Annotated in this window: 11 protein-coding genes; 6 read left to right on the forward strand and 5 right to left on the reverse strand. The window is 62.1% G+C overall.

Annotation, left to right across the window (positions count from 1 at the left end; genetic code table 11):
• Positions 1-49: 49 nt before the first annotated feature.
• Both ACW9HW_RS18845 and ACW9HW_RS18850 read right to left on the reverse strand, forming a co-directional pair.
• A complete protein-coding gene (locus ACW9HW_RS18845) occupies positions 50-862 on the reverse strand; it encodes an alpha/beta fold hydrolase (RefSeq protein WP_095196727.1) in 813 nt (270 codons plus the stop codon).
• A 201-nt stretch (positions 863-1,063) separates the two neighbouring features.
• On the reverse strand, positions 1,064-14,062 hold the full coding sequence (locus ACW9HW_RS18850; RefSeq protein ID WP_457401234.1) for a non-ribosomal peptide synthetase: 12,999 nt from the start codon (positions 14,060-14,062) through the stop codon (positions 1,064-1,066).
• Between the two features lie 391 nt (positions 14,063-14,453).
• Here ACW9HW_RS18850 and ACW9HW_RS18855 point away from each other — a divergent pair, with 391 nt between their 5' ends.
• The gene (locus ACW9HW_RS18855; protein ID WP_095196729.1) at positions 14,454-15,002 is read left to right on the forward strand and encodes an RNA polymerase factor sigma-70; all 549 of its coding nucleotides are present in this window, start codon (positions 14,454-14,456) and stop codon (positions 15,000-15,002) included.
• 155 nt (positions 15,003-15,157) lie between these two features.
• Here the strand turns inward: ACW9HW_RS18855 and ACW9HW_RS18860 are convergent, their stop codons facing one another.
• The 3 genes from ACW9HW_RS18860 to ACW9HW_RS18870 form a co-directional block, all read right to left on the reverse strand.
• Complete coding sequence (locus ACW9HW_RS18860) at positions 15,158-16,171, reverse strand: GNAT family N-acetyltransferase (RefSeq protein ID WP_457401236.1); 1,014 nt, start codon at positions 16,169-16,171, stop codon at positions 15,158-15,160.
• A gap of 194 nt (positions 16,172-16,365) precedes the next feature.
• Entirely contained in the window at positions 16,366-17,169 is an 804-nt protein-coding gene (locus ACW9HW_RS18865; RefSeq protein ID WP_457401238.1) for a substrate-binding periplasmic protein, read from the reverse strand.
• A gap of 95 nt (positions 17,170-17,264) precedes the next feature.
• Positions 17,265-17,888, reverse strand: a complete 624-nt coding sequence (locus ACW9HW_RS18870; RefSeq protein WP_095196732.1) for a TetR/AcrR family transcriptional regulator — start codon at positions 17,886-17,888, stop codon at positions 17,265-17,267.
• Between the two features lie 163 nt (positions 17,889-18,051).
• On the opposite strand from ACW9HW_RS18870, the gene ACW9HW_RS18875 reads away from it, so the two are divergent.
• From ACW9HW_RS18875 to ACW9HW_RS18895, 5 genes are read left to right on the forward strand one after another with little or no spacing between them, the layout of a single operon-like run.
• The gene (locus ACW9HW_RS18875; RefSeq protein WP_457401240.1) at positions 18,052-19,854 is read left to right on the forward strand and encodes an acyclic terpene utilization AtuA family protein; all 1,803 of its coding nucleotides are present in this window, start codon (positions 18,052-18,054) and stop codon (positions 19,852-19,854) included.
• Positions 19,855-19,866: 12 nt separating this feature from the next.
• Positions 19,867-20,751 carry an SDR family oxidoreductase gene (locus tag ACW9HW_RS18880; protein WP_457401242.1) on the forward strand — a complete coding sequence of 295 codons (885 nt, stop codon included), beginning with the start codon at positions 19,867-19,869 and terminating at the stop codon, positions 20,749-20,751.
• A gap of 3 nt (positions 20,752-20,754) precedes the next feature.
• Positions 20,755-22,371: a geranyl-CoA carboxylase subunit beta gene (gene atuC, locus ACW9HW_RS18885; protein WP_457401244.1), complete on the forward strand. Its 1,617-nt coding sequence runs from the start codon at positions 20,755-20,757 to the stop codon at positions 22,369-22,371.
• Positions 22,372-22,397: 26 nt separating this feature from the next.
• A complete protein-coding gene (atuD, locus tag ACW9HW_RS18890; protein WP_137807292.1) occupies positions 22,398-23,555 on the forward strand; it encodes a citronellyl-CoA dehydrogenase in 1,158 nt (385 codons plus the stop codon).
• Positions 23,552-24,349, forward strand: a complete 798-nt coding sequence (locus ACW9HW_RS18895; RefSeq protein ID WP_457401247.1) for an enoyl-CoA hydratase/isomerase family protein — start codon at positions 23,552-23,554, stop codon at positions 24,347-24,349. Before atuD ends, ACW9HW_RS18895 begins: the two co-directional genes overlap by 4 nt.
• Positions 24,350-24,389 lie beyond the last annotated feature (40 nt).

The following is a 24,389-nucleotide window of genomic DNA, read 5'->3' on the forward strand; positions in this document are numbered from 1 at the left end:
ATGATCTCTGTGGGAGCGGGCTTGCCCGCGATGACGTCAGCAGGAACAACTAGTTTCTCTGTGTAATAAACGTAAGCAACACATCAGTCACAAACCCCGGATTCTCCAGATTGGAAATATGCCCCGCCTCCGGCACCAGCACACACGGACAACCGATCAGCTCGGCCATTTCACGGGCCTCCGAAGGCGGCCGTGGCTTGTCCTGATCGCCACAGATCACCAGTGTGGTCGCTGCATCCAGCTCACCCATACGTGGCAACAGGTCATCGCGGCCAAAGGTGATCCGGCCCATCGGTACGATGCTTTCGCGCAGACGCTCAGGTGGCAAAGCCGCCAGCCCGGCGCGGAAATCCTGGTACAACGCCGACTGCGGATCGATGCCCGGACGGAAGAAAATCGGCACCACGATATCCAGCAACTGCGGCGCGATCACCCCGGTGTCTTCGATCATCTTGAACAGCGAGAAGTAGTACTGACGGGTCGGCTCCGGCTCGACGCCGACATAGGTGTCCATCAGCACCAGCCCATTGAGCCGCTGCGGTGCCGACAATGCCAGGCGCACGCCCCACATGCCGCCGACCGACAGGCCGACCAGGGTCACGCGATCGATGTCCAGATGATCGAGCAGCGCCAATGCCTGGCGGGCGATATCGTCCAGTGACGCCGTACCGGCAGGCAACGGTCCCGATTCACCATGGCCCCACAGGTCCAGGGCGATCACCCGATACTGTTTCGACAACGCGTCGATCTGAGGCGCCCACATGGCCTGGTCCCACAGGTAACTGCCGGCCAGCAGGACTGCCGGGCCGGTGCCTTGATCGATGTAGTGAAGGGATTGTCCGTCAATGGTTACGAAAGGCATCGGAGTGGCTCCGTGGGAAAAAGGAGCGGGAAGATTGAGCGGCTGACGACTCGCAGTCAATCACACGATTGTATGCGCCTGTACCAATGCATTCGCGAGCAGGCTCGCTCCCACATTTGACCTGTATTCGCAGTCAAAATGTGGGAGCGAGCAAGCTCCGGGCGGCGTTCCGACGAAGGGGCCTGTACAGGCGCTAGAGCATCAAAGCCCTTCCAGCTCCGCCATCAGATCATTCAACCGATCCACCTTCTCCTCGGTGATGTCGCCGGCTGCCAATCCGTCGATGTACCCCGCCAGCTCCTCCACCGTGCTGCACTCGAACATCGCCCGCAGCGGCACGTCCCGTTGCAGGGTTTTCTGCACGCGCGAGGCGATCTGCGTGGCCAGCAGCGAATGCCCGCCCAGTTCGAAGAAGTTGTCGCGGATGCCGACTTTTTCCACCTTCAGCACTTCGGCCCAGATCGCGGCCAGAGTCTGCTCCAGGTCGTTGCGCGGTGCGGCATAGTCCTGGCTCTGCAACTGGCCGATGTCCAGCGCCGGCAGGGCCTTGCGGTCAAGTTTGCCGTTGGCGTTGAGCGGCATCCTGTCGAGCCACAGCCAGTGCAATGGCACCATGTATTCCGGCAGTTCGGCGCGCAGGCGTTGCTTGATGCGTTCCAGGCGCTCGGCCGGATTCAGCGCTGAATCCGCCGCGACCAGATAACCCACCAGGTGCTTACCGTTCACCCCTTCCTGCACACCCACCGCCGCATCGCGGACTTCCGGCTGTTCATGCAGGCGCGCTTCGATTTCACCGAGTTCGATGCGATAGCCGCGAATCTTCACCTGATGGTCGATACGCCCTACATATTCCAGAACACCGTCACTGCGACGGCGGGCCAGGTCGCCCGTGCGGTACAGGCGATCCCCCGGCGCACCGAACGGGTTCGGCACAAACACCTGGGCGGTGCGCAGCGGGTCACTGACATAACCGCGCCCGACCCCGGTACCGGCAACACACAACTCACCCACCGCACCCAGCGGCACCAGTTCCAGCGCGCCATCGAGCAGGTACAAACGGTTGTTATCGGTCGGCGTACCAATCGGCAAATAGCTGCCGCGGGTCGAGGCCATGTCGACACGGAAGAACGCCACATCATCCGAGCATTCCGCCGGCCCGTAGGCGTTCACCAGCCCGATATCGGGATAACGCAACAGCCATTGGTGCGCCAGTTCCGGCGGCATTGCCTCGCCGGTCGGCAGCATCCAGCGCAGGCCGTCAAGGCTCATTCGCTCCTGGGCGAGCATGCCCTGGATCAGCGACGGCACGCTTTCCAGTACGGTGATGCCTTGGGCCGAAACGTGCGCCAGCAAACCCTGGGGATCGTGGGCGATGGTATTGGGCACGATGTCCACCCGCGCGCCGAACAACGGCGCGGCGAGGAACTGCCAGACCGAAATATCGAAGCTTTGCGACGCGGTCTGGGCGATCACGTCGGCCTCGCTCAGGTTCAGGTACGGCACCTTGCTCAACTGGTTATTGAGCATACCGCGCTGTTCGACCATCACACCTTTGGGCAAACCGGTGGAACCGGAGGTGTAGATCACGTAGGCCAGATTGTCCGGGCCACTGTAGATGCCCGGGTTGACCACCGATGCATCGCTCGCCTGCACCTCTTCCCACACCAGCAACTTCGGTCGATTGGCGCAACCGAACTCATCCAGCAACGCCAGCGCTTGCTCACGGCAGGCCTGGGTGCAGACCAGCAGCGGCGTGCGGCTGAGATCGATGATGCGGCTCAGGCGCTGGCTCGGCAGCCCCGGATCCAGCGGCAGATACCCCGAGCCCGCCTTGAAGCTGCCGATGATCATGCCGAGCAGATCGAGATTACGCTCAGCCAGCAACGCGACCGGTTGGTCCAGCCCGACGCCGGCGGCGATCAGTGCGTGACCCAGTCGGTTACTGCGCTGGTTGAGCTCCAGGTAGCTGTGCTGCTGATCCAGGCAGCTCGCCGCCATGCGTTGCGGATGCGCGGCTACCTGCGCTTCGAACAAAGCGACGTAGCTCTGCTCCAGTGGATAGGCATGGTCGCTCTGGTTGCAGCCATGGACCAGGAAGTCCTGTTCCTCGCCCCCCAGCAATGGCAGGTCGGCCATGTCACCGTGGAAGCCTTCGACCAACGCCAGCAACAGGCGCTTGAACTCGCCGAGCAGGCGTTCGACCGTGGACTCGTCGAAGTAACGCTGGTCGTAAGACAGGTGCAGCCCAAGGTCATCCCCCGGATAGCACACCGCCGTCAGCGGGAAGTTGGTGTGGGTGCGGCCCGAATCCGAGGTGGCGTTGAGGCTTTGTGCGCGGTCCAGCACCGAGACTTCCACCGGGGCGTTTTCGAACACGAACAGGCTGTCGAACAGTGGCTGACCTTTGGGCAGCTCACTCTGCTCCTGGATGTTCACCAGTGGCAGATACTCGTACTCGCGCAACTGCATGTTGCTGTCGAGCAACCCTGTCAGCCACTGACGCACGCTGCAACGCTGATCGTCCTCCGGCATCTTCACCCGCAGCGCGATGCTGTTGATGAACAGGCCGACGGTGCGCTGCATTTGCGGCATGTCCACCGGACGCCCGGCCACCGTGACGCCGAACAGCACGTCTCGATCGCCGCTCAGGCGTCGCAGCACCAAAGCCCACGCCGCCTGGGCGAACGTATTGATGGTCAGTTGATGGGCCTGGGCCAGTTCACGCAATTGCGTACCGTCACGGGCGTCGAGCCTTGTGTAGCGGTCGCCGACGATCATGCCGCCGCTGTCGCCGGCATGTTCGCGCAGGAACGGCCGGTCACCCGGAATCGGCGTGGTCCGTTCAAAGCCTTGCAGATTGGTTTTCCACCACTGCCGCGCTTCGTCCAGGCTCTGGCGTTGCAGCCAGCCGATGTAGTCGCGATAACGCGGCGGTACGGCCAGCTGCGCTTCCCGGCCTTCGCCGAGGGCGCTGTAGATTTCGAAGAAATCGTTCATCAGCAGCGAACGGCACCAGGCATCGATGAGGATGTGGTGGTTGCTCATCATGAACCAGTAACGCGCCGCGCCAACCCGGATCAGGCGCAGGTGGAACGGTGCCTGGTTGAGCAGATCGAACCCGGCTTCGCGCTCGGTCTTGAGCAGGGTTTGCAACTTCGGTTCCTGCTCGGCGTCGGCGATATCGCTCCAGTCCAGGTATTCAATCGGCGTGCTGCCCGGCTTGTGGATAACCTGCAGCATGTCTTCGCCGATGTTCCAGCAGAATGACGCACGCAAGGCTTCATGACGGGCGATCACCGCTTGCCAGGCCTGGGCGAAGCGCTGCGGATCAAGCTCGCTGTTGATGCGGTAGCGGTCCTGCATGTAGTACAGGCCGGTGCCCGGTTCCAGCAAGGTGTGCAGCAACATGCCTTCCTGCATCGGGGTCAACGGATAGACGTCTTCGATGACCGAGGCCGGTACCGGCAGCGCATCGAGTTGTGTCTGGCTCAGTTTCGCCAGCGGGAAGTCCGACGGCGTCAGGCCGCCCGCGTCATCCGCCAGGCAATGCTCGATCAGGTTCTGCAGCTCGCCCACGTAGGCGTCAGCCAGATCGTGGATGGTTTGCGGATCAAAGCGTTCGGCGCTGAAAGTCCAGCGCAGTACCAGTTCACCGCCGTAGACCTGACCGTCGACGCTCAACTCGTTGGGCAACTGCGCCCGCGGATCGTGGGCCGCGCCGATGGCTTCATCCAGCGGACGGAACAACGCCTCGGCACCGAAGCTCTGGTCGAACTGCCCCAGGTAGTTGAAGGTGATCGGCGCCACCGGCAACGCGGCCATGCTCTGACGGCTCAGGTCATCGGCGAGATAACGCAGCACACCGTAACCCAGGCCCTTATGCGGCACGGCACGCAGCTGCTCCTTGATCGCCTTGATCGAGTCGCCCTGCTCTGGCGCGGGTATCAGGCGCAGTGGATAAGCGCTGGTGAACCAACCGACGGTACGGGTCAGGTCGATCTCGTCGAACAGCGCTTCGCGGCCATGACCTTCCAGTTGAATCAACGCCGATTCGTGACCACTCCAGCGGCACAAAACACGGGCCAGCGCGGTCAGCAACAGGTCGTTGACCTGGGTGCGATAAGCGCTCGGTGCCTGTTGCAGCAATTGCCGGGTGCGCTCGCTGTCGAGGCGCACACTGACGGTGTGCGCATGGCGGTTCTGCCGGCCGCCCTCGGGGCGTTCGCACGGCAAATGCGCATTCGGCCCTGCCAGTTGCGCCTGCCACCAGCTCAGTTCTTCACGCAGGGATTCACTGCCGGCATAGGCTTGCAAGCGTGCGGCCCAGTCCTTGAACGCGCTGGTTTTCGCCGGCAATTTTACCGCCTGCCGCGCGTCGAGTTGGCGATACAGCGTTTGCAGATCGTCCAGCAGCACACGCCATGAAACCCCATCCACCACCAGGTGGTGAATGGCGATGAACAGCCGTTGTTGCCCCTCGGGGCCATCGACCAGCAGCACGCGCATCAGCGGTCCTTCTGCAAGGTCGAGGCTGCGCTGGGCTTCGGCGAACAGGGCGGCGCATTTGTCCATGGACGGCACGCGCACTTGCCACAACACCGGCGTATCGGAAATCGACTGATGCTCGGCATGCCATTGGCCGGCGACTTCACTGAAGCGCAGGCGCAAGGCATCGTGTTGTTCAATCAGCGCCAACAGCGCCTGCTCGAGGCGATGGGGTTCCAGCGTCATGGTCGGTTGCAGCAACAACGCCTGGTTCCAGTGCTGGCGCTGCGGGATGTCGGTATCGAAGAACCAGTGCTGGATCGGCGTCAGGTGCGATTGGCCAGTGAGCAAGCCTTGCTCTGCAATGACACGCTCGGCCGTGACCTGCTCGGTACGAGTCGCCACGGTGGAGAGGGTCTGCACGGTCTGGTGCTGGAACAGGTCCCGCGGGCTGAAGTGAATGCCTTGCTGCCGTGCACGGCTGACCACCTGGATCGACAGGATCGAGTCGCCGCCGAGTTCGAAGAAGTTGTCGTTGAGACCGACCTGTTCGACGTTGAGTACTTCGCACCAGATCTGCGCCAGGGTCACCTCAAGTTCGTTGCTCGGCGCCACGTACTGTTGGCGGTTCAGCTCCGGGTCCGGTGCCGGTAACGCACGGCGATCGAGCTTGCCGTTGGCGGTCAGCGGCATGCTGGCCAGCAGGATCAGATGCGTGGGCACCATGTAGTCCGGCAGTTGCACCTTGAGGTATGACTTGAGGGCTTCGCGCAACGCGGTTTGTTGCGTTTCATCCTGCTCGGCGACATCGGTAACCAGATAGCCAACCAACTGTTTTCCGCTCGGTGCATCAAGTGCCAATACAACCGCTTCACGCACCGATTCATGGTCCAGCAGGCGGGTTTCGATTTCACCCAGCTCAATGCGGAAACCACGGACCTTCACTTGATGGTCGATCCGGCCAAGGTATTCCACCAATCCATCGGCACGCTGGCGCACCAGGTCGCCGGTGCGGTACATGCGCCCGCCATTGGCCGCGAACGGATCGGCGACAAAGCGTTCGGCGGTGATGCCCGCACGCTCGTGATAGGCCTGGGCCAGACCGGCACCGCCGACGAACAACTCACCCGTCGCGCCTTGTGGCACCAGGGCCAGATCGGCGTCAAGAATGTACGCCACGCGGGCGCCGATCACGCTGCCGATCGGCACGCTGCCGGCACCCTCTTCCAACACCTCGGGCGCGAGACTGGCCAGCGGCATGACCACGGTTTCAGTCGGGCCGTAGGCATTGAAGAACAGGCTCGGCTTGAACGCCGCACGAATCCTCTGCAAGTGTTCCCCGGTCAGCGCTTCACCGCCGGTGATGATCATGCGTACCGGCAGGATTTCGTTTTGCGTCGCCAACCACTGCGCCAACTGGCTGCCGTAGCTTGGGGTGAACCCGAGAATGTTGATGCGATGGGTGCGGATCAGTCCGCAGATTTCTTCGGCGTCCCATTGGCCCTGGGCACGCAACACTACTTGCGCACCGCTGAACAGCGGTACCAGCAGGCGCTCGGTGGCAGCGTCGAAATTGATCGAATAGAAATGCAGTTCGCAATCGTCCGGGCGCATGCCGAAGCGCTCGATCACGGCGCGGCAGTGCATGGCGATTTCGCCGTGGGACACCACTACGCCTTTGGGCTTGCCGGTGGAACCCGAGGTGTAGATCAGGTAAGCCTGATGTTGCGGCAGGCTGATCAATGGCAGCTCGGTGGTCGGGTAATGGGCCAGTTCGGCGGCGTCCTCTTCAAGGCACCAACGGGCCACGGTGGATGGCAACTCACCCAGTGCCTTGAACATCGCCGCATCGCTGAGCAGCAAGCCAATGCCGCTGTCCTCGATCATGTAATGCAGGCGATCGAGCGGGTATTCCGGATCAAGCGGCACGTAGGCGCCACCGGCCTTGAGGATCGCCAGCAGACCGACCACCATGTCCAGCGAACGCTCCAGCGCCAGGCCCACGCGCACCTGCGGCCCGACGCCACGTTCGCGCAGCGCCCAGGCCAGGCGATTGGCACGGCTGTCGAGCTCGGCATAGCTCAGGGTCTGTCCGGCGAAGGTCAGTGCCGGCGCGTCCTTGCGCACCAGCGCCTGCTCGGCGAACAGATGATGGATGCACTGATCGAGGCGATGCTCGCCCGGCTCGACACCGAGGCTGTCGAGCAATTGTTGCTGTTCGGCGGCATCGAGCAGCGGCAGTTCGCTCAGTCGCTGCTGCGGATCGGCGATCAGCGCTTCCAGCAGGTTGCGCCAGTGCCCGGCCATGCGCGCAATGCGCGGCTCGTCGAACAGATCGGTGCTGTAGGTCAGGCAGCAGCCCAGGCGATGGTCGAGGTCGGTGACTTCAAGGTTAAGGTCGAACTTGGTCGCGCGGGCATCGTTGGCCAGGTACTCCACCGTCATGCCGGCGAGCGTGCGGCTCTGCTGGAATTCCCAGCGTTGCACGTTGCACATCACCTGGAACAACGGGTTGTAGGCGGCGCTGCGCGGTGGCTGCAAGGCTTCGACCAGATGATCGAACGGCAGGTCCTGATGGGACTGGCCTTCGATCACGGTATGGCGCACCTGCTCGAACAACTCGCCAACCGACATTTGGCCATCGAGCTGGCAACGCAACACCTGGGTGTTGAGGAACGCGCCGATCAGCCCTTCGCTTTCCGGGCGGATGCGGTTGGCCACCGGCGCGCCGATGCGCAGATCGGTCTGGCCGCTGTAGCGATAAAGCAGCACGGCCAGCGCGGCGGTCATGGTCATGAACAGGGTCAGGCCCTGTTGCGCATTGAAGGCGCGGACCCGCGCCGCCAGATCATCACTCAGGTCGAAACGGAACAGTTCGCCCTGATGGCTTTGCACCGGTGGACGCGGACGGTCGCCGGGCAACTCCAGCAACGGATGTTCGCGGCCCAGCTGCGCGGTCCAATAGTCGAGCTGGCGCTGACGCTCGCCGGACTCCAGCCACTGGCGCTGCCAGACGCTGTAGTCCAGGTACTGCACCGGCAACGGCGCCAGCGGCGATTTGCGGTCGTCGACGAACGCTTCGTACAGCGCGCTGAGTTCCCGGGCAAAGATATCCATCGCCCAGCCTTCGGTGACGATGTGGTGCAGGGTCAGCACGAAGTAGTGCTCTTGCTCGGCGGTCTTGACCAGGCAGGCGCGCAACAACGGTCCGGTTTCCAGGTCGAACGGCAGGTGCGCTTCATCGTCAGCCAGTTGCTGCACACGCTGCTCGCGGTCGTCAGCGGCCAACGTCGAGAAATCCTTCCAGTCCATGCGCACGCCCGTCTCGGCATGCACCTGCTGACGGGCCACGCCGTCGACGCTCGGGAAGGTGGTGCGCAGGGTTTCGTGGCGCAGGATCAGCGCTTGCAGCGCCGCCTCGAAACGCCCGACATCCAATACTCCACGCAGACGCGCCATGCCGCCGACGTTATAGGCCGGGCTGTCGGGTTCCATTTGCCAGAGGAACCACATGCGCTGCTGGGAATAGGACAGCGGCACCGGCTGGTTGCGGTCGACCTTTTCGATGGGCGGCTGTTTGTTGGTGTGGCCGCTGGCCTGGATCAGGCGGATCTGTTCGGCAAACGCGCCGAGTTCACTGTGCTCGAACAGCGCACGCAGCGGCAATTCGACGTCGCAGGCCTGACGGGTACGGGAGATGATTTGCGTGGCCAGCAACGAATGACCGCCGAGGGCGAAGAAATCGTCGCGCAGGCCGATTTGTTCCAGCCCCAGCACTGCGCGCCAGATGCCGGCGATTTGTTGTTCCAGTTCAGTCACCGGTTCAACGTGTTCACGCACCTGCCACTGCGGTTCCGGCAGGGCGCGACGGTCGACTTTACCGCTGGGGCTGAGGGGCATTTGCGCCAGGCGCATCAGTTGCGCCGGGACCATGTACTCCGGCAATTCGGCCGCCAGCGCGGTTTTCAGGCGCGCGGTTTGAGCCTCTTCGCTTTCGGCGGCGTCAGTGGCGGTGTAGTAGCCGATCAGCTGTGCACCGGCCGCGGTTTCGCGCACCAGCACCACGGCCTGGGCGACGCCCTCCCGGGCCAGCAGACGCGCTTCGATTTCTTCCGGCTCGACGCGGAAACCACGCAACTTGACCTGCTGATCCAGACGGCCGAGGTATTCGATCACGCCGTCAGCCGTCCAGCGTGCACGGTCGCCGGTGCGATACAGCCGCGCACCCTGTTCACCCAGTGGGTCGACCACGAAACGCTCGGCGGTCAGCGCCGGACGACCCAGGTAACCACGGGCCAGACCAATGCCGCTGATGCACAGTTCACCCGGCACACCGGCCGGAACCGGATTGAGGTCGCTATCCAGCACGCGGCAGACCACGTTGCCCAGCGGCCGGCCTATCGGCGAACGCTCGCCATCGGCGCTGCTGCAGTGCCAATGAGTGACGTTGATCGCGGTTTCGGTCGGGCCGTAGCGATTGTGCAATTGCACCGCCGGCAGTTGTGCCAGCACGCGATTGCGCAACTCGGCGGGCAAGGCTTCGCCACCGGAGAACACACGACGCAGGCTGGTGCATTCGGCGCTCAGCGGTTCGTCGATGAACAATGAAAGCAGCGGTGGTACGAAGTGCAGCGTGGTCACGCCAAATGCTTGAACAAGCTGCGCGATGCGATGTGGATCGCGATGTTCACCGGGGCCGGCGATCAGCAGGCGCGCGCCGGTGATCAGTGGCCAGAAGCACTCCCAGACCGACACGTCGAAACTGATCGGCGCCTTTTGCATCAACACATCGCTGTCGTTCAGGCGATAAGTGTTCTGCATCCATTGCAGACGTTCGGCCAAGGCTGCGTGGGTATTACCGACACCTTTTGGTTGGCCGGTCGAACCGGAGGTGTAAATCACATAGGCCAGGTTATCGCCGTGCAAATGCAGGCCTGGCGCATGGCTCGGCCAGTTTTCCAGATGCAGGGCGTCCATGGCGATCACGCTGACGCCGTCGGTGGCCGGCAAGCGGTCGAGCAAAGCGGTCTGGGTCAGCAGCAATTCGACCCCGCTGTCGCTGAGCATGTAGGCCAGGCGCTCGGCGGGGTAATCCGGGTCCAGAGGCACGTAGGCGCCACCGGCCTTGATGATCGCCAGCAGGCCGATCAGCAGTTGCGGCGAACGCTCGGCGGCGATGGCTACGCAGGTATCCGGACCGACACCTTTGTCGCGCAGGTAATGGGCCAGGCGATTGGCCCGGGTGTGCAGTTCGGTGAAGTCCAGGCTGCCGCCGTCCCACAACAACGCGGTGCGTTCCGGCGTCTGGCGTGCCTGTTCGTTGAGCCGCTCCGGCAGCCACTGTTGCGCCGGTTCGCACGGGGCAACGCTCCAGGTGTTTTGCTGATCGTGTTCGGTCGACGTCAGCAACTGCAGATCGCCGACAGCAGTGGCCGGTTGTGCACATATGGCTTGAAGCAGATGGCTGAAATGCTCGGCCAGACGCTCAATGGTCGCGGCGTCGAACAACTCGTCAGCATAGTCGAAGGACAACGACAGGCGACCGTTGCGATCCTCTTCGCTGTGCAGTTGCAGATCGAACTTGGCTTCACGGCTGTGCCACGGCAGCTCTTCAGCGAGCAGCCCCGGCAGGCGCTTCAAGGCGCCGAGATCACGCTGCTGATAGTTGAACATGACCTGGAACAGGCCTTGTTCACGCGCCTGCGGGAAGGCTTCGAGCAATTGTTCGAACGGCAGATCCTGATGCGCTTGCGCGCCCAACGCGGCCTGACGGGTTTGCCCCAGCAATTCGATGAATGGCAGCCGCGAATCCACCTCGGCACGCATTACCTGGGTGTTGATGAAGAAGCCGATCAGGCCCTGGGTTTCCAGGCGCGGGCGGTTGGCATTGGGCACGCCGATGCGGATTTCGCGCTGACCACTGTAGCGATGCAACAGGGTCTGGAACGCGGCGAGCAACAACATGAAGGATGTCGACTCATGGGCCTGGGCCGTCTGGCGAACGGCCTCGCTCAGGGGCGCGCCCAGACGCACGGTGTGACGGGCGGCGCTGTGGTTCTGTCTGGCGGAACGCGGATGATCGGTGGCCAGTTCGAGCGTCGGGTGCTCGTCACCCAATTGCGCTTTCCAGTAAGCCAGTTGCCGCTCGCCCTCGCCTTGCGCCAGCCATTGGCGTTGCCAGCTGCCGTAATCGGCATATTGCGTGGGCAATGACGCGAGCGTTGCCTGCTGCCCCTGGGAGGCCGCCGCGTACAACCGCGAGAACTCGTCGATCAGTACGTTCAGCGACCAACCGTCGGCGATGATGTGGTGCATCGTCACCAACAGCTGATGATCTTCGTCATCCAGGCGCACTAGCGTTACCCACAGCAACGGGCCTTTCTCCAGATCGAACTGGGTGCGGGCCTCGTCCTCGCGGATTTGCCGAGCGCGAGCTTCACGCTCGACGAACGGCAGATCACTGATGTCGATCAGTTGCAGATTGAACGCACCTGCGGCTTCGACCTGTTGCAAGGCCACGCCGTCGCGCTCGAAGAACCGCGTGCGCAGGGACTCGTGGCGTTCGATCAATTGCTGGAAGCTCACGCGCAAGGCGTCTTCGTCCAGTTCGCCGCGCAGGCGCAAGGCACCGGGAATGTTGTAGGCGCTGCTTTGCGGATCGAGTTGCCAGGTAATCCACAAGCGGTTTTGCGCCAGGGATTGCGGCATCGCATCGGTGCGCGACAACGCGGTGATTTCGCCTTGGGCGCTGCCGCCGTCTTGTTGTTGCTGTGCCACGGCGGCGGTGAACGCAGCCAGGGTCGGTGCTTCGAACAGCAGACGCAGGTTCAGCTCCAGGCCCAGTTCATCGCGCACCCGGGCGATCACTTGCGTGGCGGCGATCGAGTTGCCGCCGAGCAGGAAGAAATGATCGTCGGCACTGACCTGCTTGACGCTTAATTGTTCGGCCCAGATCTGGCCGATCCGTGCTTCCAGTTCGCAGACAGATGCCGTCGCGTCTTGGTTTTCAGTGGTGGCCGACGGGAACACCGCATAACTGTCGAGGCTGCCATCCGCCAGGCGATTGCGGCACGCCGAGCGTTGCAACTTGCCGCTGGAAGTCTTGGGCAATGCGCCCGGATTGAGCAGCACCACCACGCCCGGTGCTTCCTGATAGGCCTCGGCCACGGCCTGGCGGATGGCTTTGATCAGGGCTTCGGGCGGCAGGATTTTTTGCACGCTGCGGCTGATTTCCGCGGCGATGCCAATGCCCTCCTGACCGTCAATGTTCACCGCGAACGCGGCAACGCGCCCTTTGCGCACCACCTCCACTTCACGCTCGACGGTTTGCTCGATGTCCTGTGGATAAAGGTTGTGCCCGCGCACGATCAGCATGTCTTTCAGGCGACCGGTGATGAACAGTTCACCGCCGCGCATGAAGCCCAGGTCTCCGGTGCGCAGCCAGGTCCGGCCGGCGTGCTGGACAAAAGTCTTGGCGGACGCCTCGGGGTTGCGCCAGTAGCCGTGGGCGATGCTCGGGCCGGTGGCCCAGACTTCGCCCACCGCGTTGTCCGCCAACTCGCCGAGCGATGCAGGGTCGATGATCAGCACGCCGTGGTCGGGCTGACTGATGCCGCAACTCATGATCGCGCTGCCCTCGCCCATTTGTGCACGGTTCTGCGCCAGGGCTTGATCGTCGACACGCAGGTTGCCGATACCTTGACCGCGCGGTGTACCGGCCACGAAAAGCGTGGCTTCAGCCAAACCATAAGAGGCCATGAAACTGTCTTCTGTGAAACCGCAGCGGGCGAACTTCTCGGCAAAGCGCTCCAAGGTGTCGAGGCGAATCGGCTCGGACCCGGAATACGCCACACGCCAGCGGCTCAGGTCGAGCCGCTCGAGCGCCGACTCGCTGACCCGTTCGCTGCACAAGCGATAGGCAAAATCCGGCCCGCCACTGATGGTGCCCCCGTACTCGCTGATCGCCTCCAGCCAGCGCAATGGCCGGCCGAGAAAGTATGCCGGCGACATCAACACGCACGGCACACCGCTGAAAATCGGTTGCAACAAGCCGCCGATCAGGCCCATGTCGTGGTACAGCGGCAGCCAGCTGACGATCACGTCGTCGGGATTGAGGTCGATACCGAAACCGTGGCGGATCAACACTTCATTGGCCACCAGATTGCCGTGACTGACTTGCACGCCTTTGGGTAACGCGGTGGAGCCGGAGGTGTATTGCAGAAAGGCAATGTCATCGTCTTGCAGGTCCGGCGCGACCCAGCGCTCGGCCACTGTGTTGTCGAGCGTGTCGACACACAGCAGCGGCGGTGCACCTTCAATCTGCAGCAGTGCATCGCGCAGGCCGGCGCTGGTCAACAGCAGGCGCGGCTCGGCATCGCTGATGATCGACAGCAGGCGCTCCTGATGATGACGGCGCGTCGACTCCGGTGGGTAAGCCGGCACGGCGATGACCCCGGCATACAGGCAGCCAAAGAACGCCGCGACGTAATCCGGGCCACTGGGAAACAGCAGCACCGCGCGATCACCCAAACCGGCTTCGGCCTGCAGCGCACCGGCAATAATCCGCGCTCGCTGATCCAGCTCGCGATAACTGAGCACCACAGCCTGATCTTCGCTTTCGGCGAGAAAACGCAAGGCCAGCCGATCCGGCGTCAGGGCCGCGCGGCGCTGGAGGGCTTGGACCAGTGTGCTGGGGATTTCGAACGCGTCGGTCATGAGGTTTCCTGCCTGAATTCGGCTGTAGGAGCGAGCTTGCTCGCGAAAAACCGGAGAACGCCGCGGGGTGTCAGGTGCCCATCGTCATCGTTAACGACCATCGCGAGCGAGCTCGCTCCTACAGGGGTATGAGGATTGCGCTGTGCTATTCACCAATGAGAACGGATGACATCTTGAAATAATTAGTCGACTGGTTTGAACGCCAACCGGGCCGGGGGCCGCAATGGGGAGCGACAGCGTGTCGCAGTTCTCGTTCTGCACCTTTGAGGAGCATTACTTCTCTTTCTCAATTGACAATCATTATCATTCAACATAATTTGTCGCTCGATGTGTAGGGCAGCCCAGGTCTTCCAGGCGTCCTGCCAACCTATTTGGCAGCAAGGTGATTTCCATGACGGAACAAGTGTCCACAAGCAGGTGCGATTCGCCGCTACTACAGGCCTTCGTCGACAATCGACTGATTCTGGTCAAGATTGCAGCCCGCATCACCGGCTGCCGCTCGCGTGCCGAGGATGTGGTGCAGGATGCATTCTTCCGCCTGCAATCGGCGCCGCAGATCACGTCCTCGTTCAAGGCTCAGCTCAGCTATCTGTTCCAGATCGTGCGCAACCTGGCGATCGATCACTACCGCAAGCAGGCACTGGAGCTGAAATATTCCGGGCCTGAAGAGGAAGGTCTGAACGTGGTGATTCAGGGGGCTTCACCGGAAACGTCGCACATCAATTTTTCCACCCTGGAAAACATCGCCGATGCGCTCACCGAACTGCCGAGCCGTACCCGCTACGCCTTCGAGATGTACCGCCTGCACGGCGTGCCGCAAAAGGACATCGCCAAGGAACTCGGTGTCTCGCCAACCCTGGTGAACTTCATGATTCGCGATGCGCTGGTGCATTGCCGCAAGGTCTCGGGCAATCGTGCGGATACCAGTGCCCGTCGTTAAGATCTGACATTTGCGTCGCCCCCTTCGCGAGCAGGCTCGCTCCCACATTTGATCTCGGGTGCTCACACATTGTGTGCACACTGAGGATTCAATGTGGGAGCAAGCCTGCTCGCGAAGACTGACTCAAGACCGAAACTGATCTTGAGCCCCACCGATCATGTCAACTCACACCGCTCAAAAAACCGCTCACGCCCCAACACCATCAACGCGGCGCGCTTGTGTGGGAAGTCGAATTCCTTTTCGCAATGGAATCGCTGCCCCTGCATGTACCCGATCATCTTGGCGTTGTCGGCACGAGGCTCGGCAACCACTCGCTGAGTGCGCGGATCGTCGAGAAACAGGTAATGCGTCAACGCCGGCAACCAGCTCGCTACCTTGTGCGGGCCACGATGGTTTTCTTCACCCACCAGCATGTGAATGCCACGGTCGTAATCGCCGGCATCGTAGAACGGTGCGATGCGATCTTCCTTGGCCCAATAGGCTTCGAAATAGGCGAACGGTTGATCGTCGAAACAGCCGATCAGCGTCACCGTGTGGGGATCCGCTGCGAGTTTTTTCAGGTACTCACGATGCTGTTCGAGGCTGCCCTCCTCCTGCCAGAAACTCGCCACGCGCGGGCTGTTCTGCCAACGGTTGAAACGGGCGAGGTCTTGGTCGATGTCGACCGTGCGCAAGGAAATCCACGCCCCGAGTCGGGCATCGAAACGCCGATAGACCTCGCCCTGCGGCTTCACCGGTCGTAGCGGATGGCGCTTGCCACCACTGATGACCATTTGCTGTGGATAACCGCTGGTCAGCGGCTGCACCAGCCAGGGCTGCGGCAACTGCCAGAACAAGGCGCGTTCGCAGCGGTACTCACCGACGGTTTCCGTAGTGACCAGCAAGCCGCTGAGCAAGGCTTCAGTCGGCGCTTCATCCAGTCGCCAGGTCAGGCGCTGGCAGGCCGGGTCACGGGCGAACAACCAATAGCAGGCTGACCAAATGGCCTGGCTGACAGGGTGATCGCTGCTCTCTTCCAATTGCAGTTGCAACTCGGCGTCGCGGTTCAGGCGCAGCTGGATCACCGGTTGTCCTTCAAGGCTGAGGCTCAGCCGGTTTTCGGTTTCATCGGCTACAAGACTGTTACCTGTGGGTAAGGCCAGGGCAGTCAGGGCATTCGGATTGGACATGGGTCGGGCTCACGATAATCGTCGACAGTTCTACGATGTGACGTGAGCCGGGGCGGGAAATTTAAAAGAAACCGATTCCACTGTGGGAGCGAGCCTGCTCGCGATGGACGCCAACGAAAACGCGCCCTATCTGAATAACCGCGTTGTCCTGGCGTTTTTCGCGAGCTGGCTCGCTCCCACATGGACCAAATCGGTCAATGCGGAACCGGCACGATCGCAATCTTGTACGGATCGAAAATCCTCAGCATCTGCCCATTGTCCCGCAACCCTTGCAGCAAGTTGCCGAACGCCTCGCCCGTGATCGGCGCGGTGGGGCGCAGGATGGCGTAGTGGTGATAAACCTGATCGATACGATCGGACACCAGCAACTGATCGGCGACTTTCAGATTGCGTAAAAAGTAGTCGCTCAGGTAAGAGCGTGTGACCAGGGCGATGTCGGCGCGGCCGCGCAGTACCATCAGGAGGTTACTGTCGTGGGAGTAAGTCAACGTGGCGTTGTAGTGGGTGGCGAGGTATTTGGGCTCGGCGTTGAAATTGGCGAATTCGTAGTGGTAACCGCTGAACAGCGCCAGGCGCTTTCCCGTCAGCTCGGCAAAATAGTCTTGCTGGCGAGCGGGTTGCCCTTCGGGCTGGCGTTGCGCGACGAATATCTCGGCGTCTTCCAGGCCCATGTCGACAGTGGTGTGTGGAATATCTTTCCAGCCCCAGTCGGGGTTTTCGAAGATCGCCATGTCCACCCGGCCTTGCTTGAAGTCACCAAAACGCCGGGGAATGGAAGTGGGCACCAGTACGAACTGATAATTGCTTTGCAGGGCGTTGAGCGCCTCGACCAGTTGCGGCAGCAGCCCGGTGTCGACACCGGTTTCCGGGCGCACGGTATACGGAGGAAAGTGTGCGGCACCGATGCGCACCAGTTGTGCTGCCTGGGACGGCAATATCGATAACGCCGCCAGCGCTGCCAGCAATAGACGCGAAGCCGTCCGAATTGGCGAAGACATCAAAACGACCCACTCCCCAGAAATACCGCATCAATGCATTCAAGCTAGGCGGTTTCGCCCAGTTAGCCAGTTTCCTGCCGACCAACACAAACTTATTATTTTTCCTCCAGCACCAGAATCAGCGCCTCGTCGGCCAACTGATCGAGGCTCATGCTGCCATCGGCGCGAAACCAGGTGGTGGTCCACGACAATGCTCCGGTGAGGAAGCGTCGGGTGACGAATACATCACCGCGTATGAATCCGGCGCTCTTGGCCTCACCCAGCACCTGCAACCAGATGTCTTCATAGATGTCCCGCAGCGCCAGGACTTTGGCCTGGCCGTCCTCGGACAGCGAGCGCCATTCGTAGACCAGCACCGCCATGGCCTCGCCGCTGCCGCCCATGATCGACTGCAATTCACAACGGATCAGCGCCAGCACCCGTTCGCGCACGCTGTCGGCTTCGGCGATGGCCGCGCGCATCAACGCCGTGTTGTAGCGGATGGTCTCTTCCATCACGGCCCGCAGGATCTCGTCCTTGCTTTTGAAGTGATGGAAAATGCTCCCCGACTGGATACCCACGGCACCGGCAAGATCACGCACCGTGGTGCGCTCATAGCCTTTATTGCGAAACAGGTGGGCCGCCACTTGCAGCAGCTTGCCGCGGGCGCTGTCCGGATCGGTCAACTGGCCGTTGTCGACCAGTTCACGCATGACCCTCAGGGCTTTTTGCTCGTCCACCCGTTCTCTCCTACAGTCATGATCACCGCTAAAACAGCGGGGTTGCGCGGGCAATTTAAGCTGGCATTGGCAACCAAGCAAGCGCTCGGGCATAAGATATTTCACCCGTTTACAAACCAAGCGCTTGCTTGGTAGTCTCGATGCACATCTGCCGGAGGGGGTTATGGAATTGACTGCGCCCAAAACTATTCGCATCGGTTGCGCCAGTGCCTTCTGGGGCGACACCTCGACCGCCGCCGAGCAACTGGTGGAGGCCGGACGCCTGGACTACCTGGTATTCGATTACCTGGCGGAAATCACCATGTCGATCATGGCCGGTGCGCGGATGAAAGATCCCCAGGCCGGATATGCCAGCGACTTCGTTGAAGTCTTGAGCCCCCTGCTCCCGCAGATCGCCGAGCAGAAAATCCGCGTCATCAGCAATGCCGGCGGGGTCAATCCACAGGCCTGCGCCGCCGCCCTGCAAGCGGCGTGCGACAAGGCCGGGATCGCCTTGAAGATCGCGGTGCTGCTGGGTGATGACCTGCAACCGCAGTTCAAGCACCTGAGCGCTCGCGGTGTTCATGAAATGTTCAGCGGCGCCCCGCTGCCCCCGATGTGCGTCTCGACCAACGCCTACCTCGGCGCGCCGGGCATTGTCGAGGCTCTGCGTCTTGGCGCGGACATCGTGATCACCGGGCGCGTGGTCGACAGCGCCGTGGTCAGCGCGGCACTGGTGCATGAATTCGGCTGGTCGTGGCACGACTACGACAAACTGGCTCAGGCTGCGCTGGCCGGGCACATCATCGAATGCGGCGCGCAGTGCACCGGCGGCAACTTCACCGACTGGCGCGATGTGCCCGACTATGAACACATCGGCTTTCCCATCGTCGAAGTCAGCGCCGACGGCCAGTTCATCGTCAGCAAACCCGAAGGCTCCGGAGGCCTGGTCACTCCACTGACGGTGGGCGAACAGATGCTCTATGAGATCGGCGATCCGCGCGCTTATTTACTGCCGGACGTAGTCTGCGATTTCACCCAGGTCAGACTCGTGCAACAAGGCAAGAACGCCGTTCAGGTGCACGGTGCAAAAGGCCTTGCGCCAACCGATCAATACAAGGTCAGTGCCACATACCCGGATGGTTTCCGCTGCACCGCCAGTTGCCTGATCGCCGGCATCGATGCGGTGGACAAGGCCCGGCGTGTCAGCGAAGCGATCATCAACAAGACCTCGGAAATCTTCACCCGGCGCGGCTGGGCGCCCTACAGCGATGTGAGCATCGAACTGCTTGGCAGCGAGGCCACTTACGGTCCCCATGGCCAGCGCCAGGACAGCCGTGAGGTGGTGATCAAATTGGCGGTGCGCCATCCGAACAAACAAGCGTTGATCCTGTTTTCCCGGGAAATCGCCCAGGCCGCCACTGGCATGGCACCGGGGTTGACCGGCATCGTCGGTGGACGGCCGACGGTGTATCCGCTGATCCGCTTGTTCTCGTTCCTCATCGACAAAACCGCTTGCACGCTGGAAATTGATCTCATGGGCCAGCGTCATTCGTGCGCCCTGCCCGCCCTGGACGTGCTCGATACCCACGATTTGCCCGCGCCGTTCGAACCACCCAAACCCGATGGCCCGGCCGACGCCAGCGTGGCACTGATCAAGCTCGCCGTGGCGCGCTCTGGCGATAAAGGCAACCACAGCAACATCGGGGTCATGGCCCGCGAGCCCGAGTACCTGCCGTGGATCGCTGAAGCGCTGACCCCGGAAGTGATCGTCGACTGGATGAGCCATGTCCTCGACCCGGTCCACGGACGCGTCGAACGCTGGTATTTGCCTGCCACCCACAGCCTGAATTTTCTCCTGGAAAACGCCCTCGGCGGCGGCGGCGTCGCCAGCCTGCGCATCGACCCGCAAGGCAAGGCCTTCGCCCAGCAACTGCTGGAAATCCAGATTCCGGTGCCGCAACGCATCGCCGACCAGGTCAACTAGAGGATTGCCGCCATGGCTTACGATTCGATTTTCAAAGCCGATCTGTTTGCAGGCCAGACCATCATCGTGACGGGTGGCGGCAGTGGCATCGGCCGTTGCACCGCCCACGAACTGGCGGCCCTCGGCGCCCAAGTGCTGCTGGTGGGACGCAAGGCCGACAAACTGAAAGCCGTGGCCTCGGAAATTATCGAAGACGGCGGCAAGGCGGACTGGATCGTCTGCGATATCCGTGACGAAGATGCGGTCAAGGATCGCGTCGGCGATCTGATCAACAGGCACGGCCCGATTCACGGCCTGGTCAACAATGCCGGTGGACAGTACCCGTCGCCCCTGGCCTCGATCAACCAGAAGGGTTTCGAAACCGTGATGCGCACCAATCTGGTGGGCGGTTTCCTGATGGCCCGGGAGGTGTTCAACCAGTCCATGAGCAAGCACGGCGGCGCCATCGTCAACATGCTCGCCGACATGTGGGGCGGCATGCCCGGCATGGGCCACTCCGGCGCGGCGCGTTCGGGCATGGACAACCTGACCAAGACCGCCGCTTTCGAATGGGGCTATGCCGGGGTGCGGGTCAACGCCGTGGCACCGGGCTGGATCGCATCCAGCGGCATGGACACCTACGAAGGCGCATTCAAGGCGGTGATCCCGACCTTGCGCGAACACGTTCCGCTCAAGCGCATCGGCACCGAATCGGAAGTCAGCGCGGCGATCGTTTTCCTGCTCAGCCCGGCGGCGGCGTTTATCAGCGGCAGCACCTTGCGCATTGATGGTGCCGCCAGCCTCGGCGCAAGGGCCTGGCCGATTCACAAGGCGCAGAACAGTGAGTCGTACAACGGCTTCCATCGCGCGTACTTACCAGACGTACTGCGGTCCGACGTGCTCAAGAACAAGGAATAATCCATGCCGGTGATTCAGTCGCAACTCGATCCCCAAAGCGAGCAGTTCGCCTGCAATCGCGCAGTGATGCTGACGTGCATCGAGCAAGTCCGGGCACTCGAACAGAACCTGCTGAACAAGGCCGCAGAAGCCAAGGCAAAATTCGACAAGCGTGGGCAATTGCTGCCCCGTGAACGCCTCAACCTGCTGCTGGATCCCGGTGCGCCGTTCCTCGAACTGGCGAGCCTGGCCGGCTACAAACTGCACGACGACAAGGATGGCAGCTCCGCCGGTGGCGGTTTGATCGCGGGCATCGGCTACGTGTCCGGTGTGCGCGTGTTGGTGGTGGCGAATAACAGCGCGATCAAGGGCGGGACCATTTCCCCCAGCGGTTTGAAAAAGTCCCTGCGCCTGCAACAGATCGCCATGGAAAACAAACTGCCGGTGATTACCCTCGCCGAAAGCGGCGGTGCCAACCTCAACTATGCGGCGGAGATTTTCGTCGAAGGTGCGCGCAGCTTTGCCAATCAGGCGCGAATGTCGGCCATGGGTCTGCCGCAGATTACCGTGGTGCATGGCTCGGCGACGGCGGGTGGCGCTTATCAGCCGGGTTTGTCGGACTACGTGGTGGTGGTGCGCGGCAAGGCCAAGCTGTTTCTCGCCGGGCCGCCGCTGCTCAAGGCTGCCACCGGCGAAGTCGCCATCGATGAAGAACTGGGCGGCGCCGAGATGCACGCGCAAATGGCCGGTACCGCCGAATACCTGGCCGAGAACGATGCCGACGGCGTGCGCCAGGTGCGCGAGATCGTCAGTCTGCTGTCGTGGAACGATCAACTGCCGTGGTGCCCGGAACCGCACTGGGAAGAACCGCTCTACCCCATCGATGAGCTGCTGGGGCTGATCCCGGATGATCCGAAAAAGCCGTATGACGTACGCGAAATCATCGCACGTATCGCCGACGGCTCGAACTTCTTCGAGTTCAAGGCCGAGTTCGACCAGCAGACCGTTTGCGGTCACCTGAAAATCCAGGGGCGCACCTGCGGTTTCATCGGCAACAACGGCCCGATCACGCCCAAGGGTGCGAGCAAGGCTGCACAATTTATTCAGCTGTGCGACCAGAGCCAGACACCGCTTCTGTTTTTCCACAACACCACCGGGTTCATGGTCGGCACCGAATCGGAGCAGCAAGGCGTGATCAAGCACGGCGCCAAGATGATCCAGGCGGTGGCCAACGCCCGTGTACCGAAACTCACCCTTGTGGTCGGTGGTTCCTATGGCGCCGGCAACTACGCGATGTGCGGTCGCGGCCTCGACCCGCGCTTCATCTTCGCCTGGCCCAACAGCCGCACCGCGGTCATGGGCGGCGCCCAGGCCGGCAAGGTGCTGCGCATCGTCACCGAGGCCAAACAGGCCAAGGACGGCCTGGTGCCCGACCCGAAAATGCTCGACATGCTGGAACAGGTCACCGCGCAGAAACTCGACAGCCAGTCCACGGCGCTCTACGGCAGTGCCAATCTGTGGGACGACGGCTTGATCGACCCCCGGGACACCCGGACCTTGCTCGGTTACCTGCTGGATATCTGTCACGAGGCCGAGGTGCGGCCGTTGCAAGCCAACAGTTTTGGTGTGGCCCGGTTCTAGGCCGACTCTAAAGGAGAACAATAAAAATGATCTTCACCCAGGAACACGAAGCACTGCGCCGCACCGTCCGCCAATTCGTCGATCACGAGATCAATCCTCATGTCGAGGAATGGGAAAAGGCCGGACGCTTTCCGATTCACGAGATCTTCCGCAAGGCCGGCGACCTTGGCCTGCTGGGGATTTCCAAACCGGAAAAATTCGGCGGCATGGGGCTGGACTACAGCTACTCGATCGTCGCCGCCGAAGAGTTCGGCACCATTCATTGCGGCGGCATTCCGATGTCCATCGGTGTGCAGACCGACATGTGCACCCCGGCCCTGGCGCGTTTCGGCTCCGATGAGCTGCGCGACGAGTTCTTGCGCCCGGCGATCAGCGGCGAACAGGTCGGCTGCATCGGTGTTTCCGAAGTCGGTGCCGGGTCCGACGTGGCGGGATTGAAAACCACCGCGCGCAAGGATGGCGATGACTATGTGATCAACGGCAGCAAGATGTGGATCACCAACTCACCCAGCGCCGACTTCATTTGCCTGTTGGCCAACACCTCGGACGACAAGCCGCACATCAACAAGTCGCTGATCATGGTGCCGATGAACACTCCGGGCATCAGCCTCAGTTCACATCTGGACAAGCTCGGCATGCGCAGTTCGGAAACCGCCCAGGTGTTTTTCGACAACGTGCGCGTGCCGCAGCGCAACCGCATCGGTCATGAAGGCGCGGGATTCATGATGCAGATGCTGCAGTTCCAGGAGGAACGGCTGTTCGGCGCAGCAAACATGATCAAGGGCCTGGAGTACTGCGTCGACAGCACCATCGAATACTGCAAGGAGCGCAAGACGTTCGGCAGCGCGCTGATCGATAACCAGGTCATTCACTTCCGCCTGGCCGAATTGCAGACGGAAATCGAATGCCTGCGCGCGCTGGTCTATCAAGCCACCGAGCAATACGTCAAAGGCCAGGACGTCACGCGCCTGGCGTCCATGGCCAAACTCAAGGCGGGTCGGCTGGGTCGCGAAGTCAGCGACAGCTGCCTGCAATATTGGGGCGGCATGGGCTTCATGTGGGACAACCCGGTGGCCCGGGCTTACCGCGACGTGCGACTGGTGTCGATCGGCGGCGGCGCCGACGAAATCATGCTGGGGATCATCTGCAAACTCATGGGCATCCTGCCGGGGAAAAAGAAATGAGCAGCCTGCCCGTTTGCCAGACGCTGTTGCTGGAGCCCCATAACGGCGTGCTGCACATCACCCTCAATCGCCCGCAAAGCCGCAATGCCATGAGCTTGCAGATGGTCAACGAACTGCGCGCGGTGCTGGCGGCGGTGCGTGATGACCGTGCTGTTCGCGCCCTGGTGATCGGCGGTGCCGGCGGGCACTTCTGTTCAGGTGGCGACATCAAGGACATGGCCAACGCCCGCAACCAGGGCGCGACCGCGTACCGCGAATTGAACCGTGCCTTCGGTGCCCTGCTGGAAGAAACCCAGCACGCGCCGCAAGTCGTCATCACCGTACTGCAAGGCGCGGTGTTGGGTGGCGGCTTCGGGTTGGCCTGCGTCAGCGATATCGCCATGGCCGATCATCAGGCGCAATTCGGTCTGCCGGAAACCAGTCTCGGACTGTTGCCGGCGCAGATTGCTCCGTTCGTGGTCCAGCGCATCGGCCTGACCCAGACCCGGCGACTGGCCCTGACGGCGGCACGCTTCGATGGCACGCAGGCGCGGCGCATGGGGCTGGTGCATTTTGTAGAGCACGACCCGCAAGCCCTGGCCGAACGCCTCGATGAAGTGCTGGCCCATGTGCTGTGTTGTGCCCCGCAAGCGAATGCGGCGACCAAGAAGTTGTTGCTGGCGAGTGCGGTGCAGCCGTCAAGCGAGCTGCTGGATGAAGCGGCGCAGTGGTTCAGCGAGGCCGTGACCGGTGCGGAAGGCGTCGAGGGGACCATGGCCTTTGTGCAAAAAAGAAAACCGGGGTGGGCCCTTTAAAAGCTTCGCGAGCAGGCTCGCTCCCACAGGTGAATGCATT

This window comes from Pseudomonas sp. SDO5532_S415 (assembly GCF_054071155.1).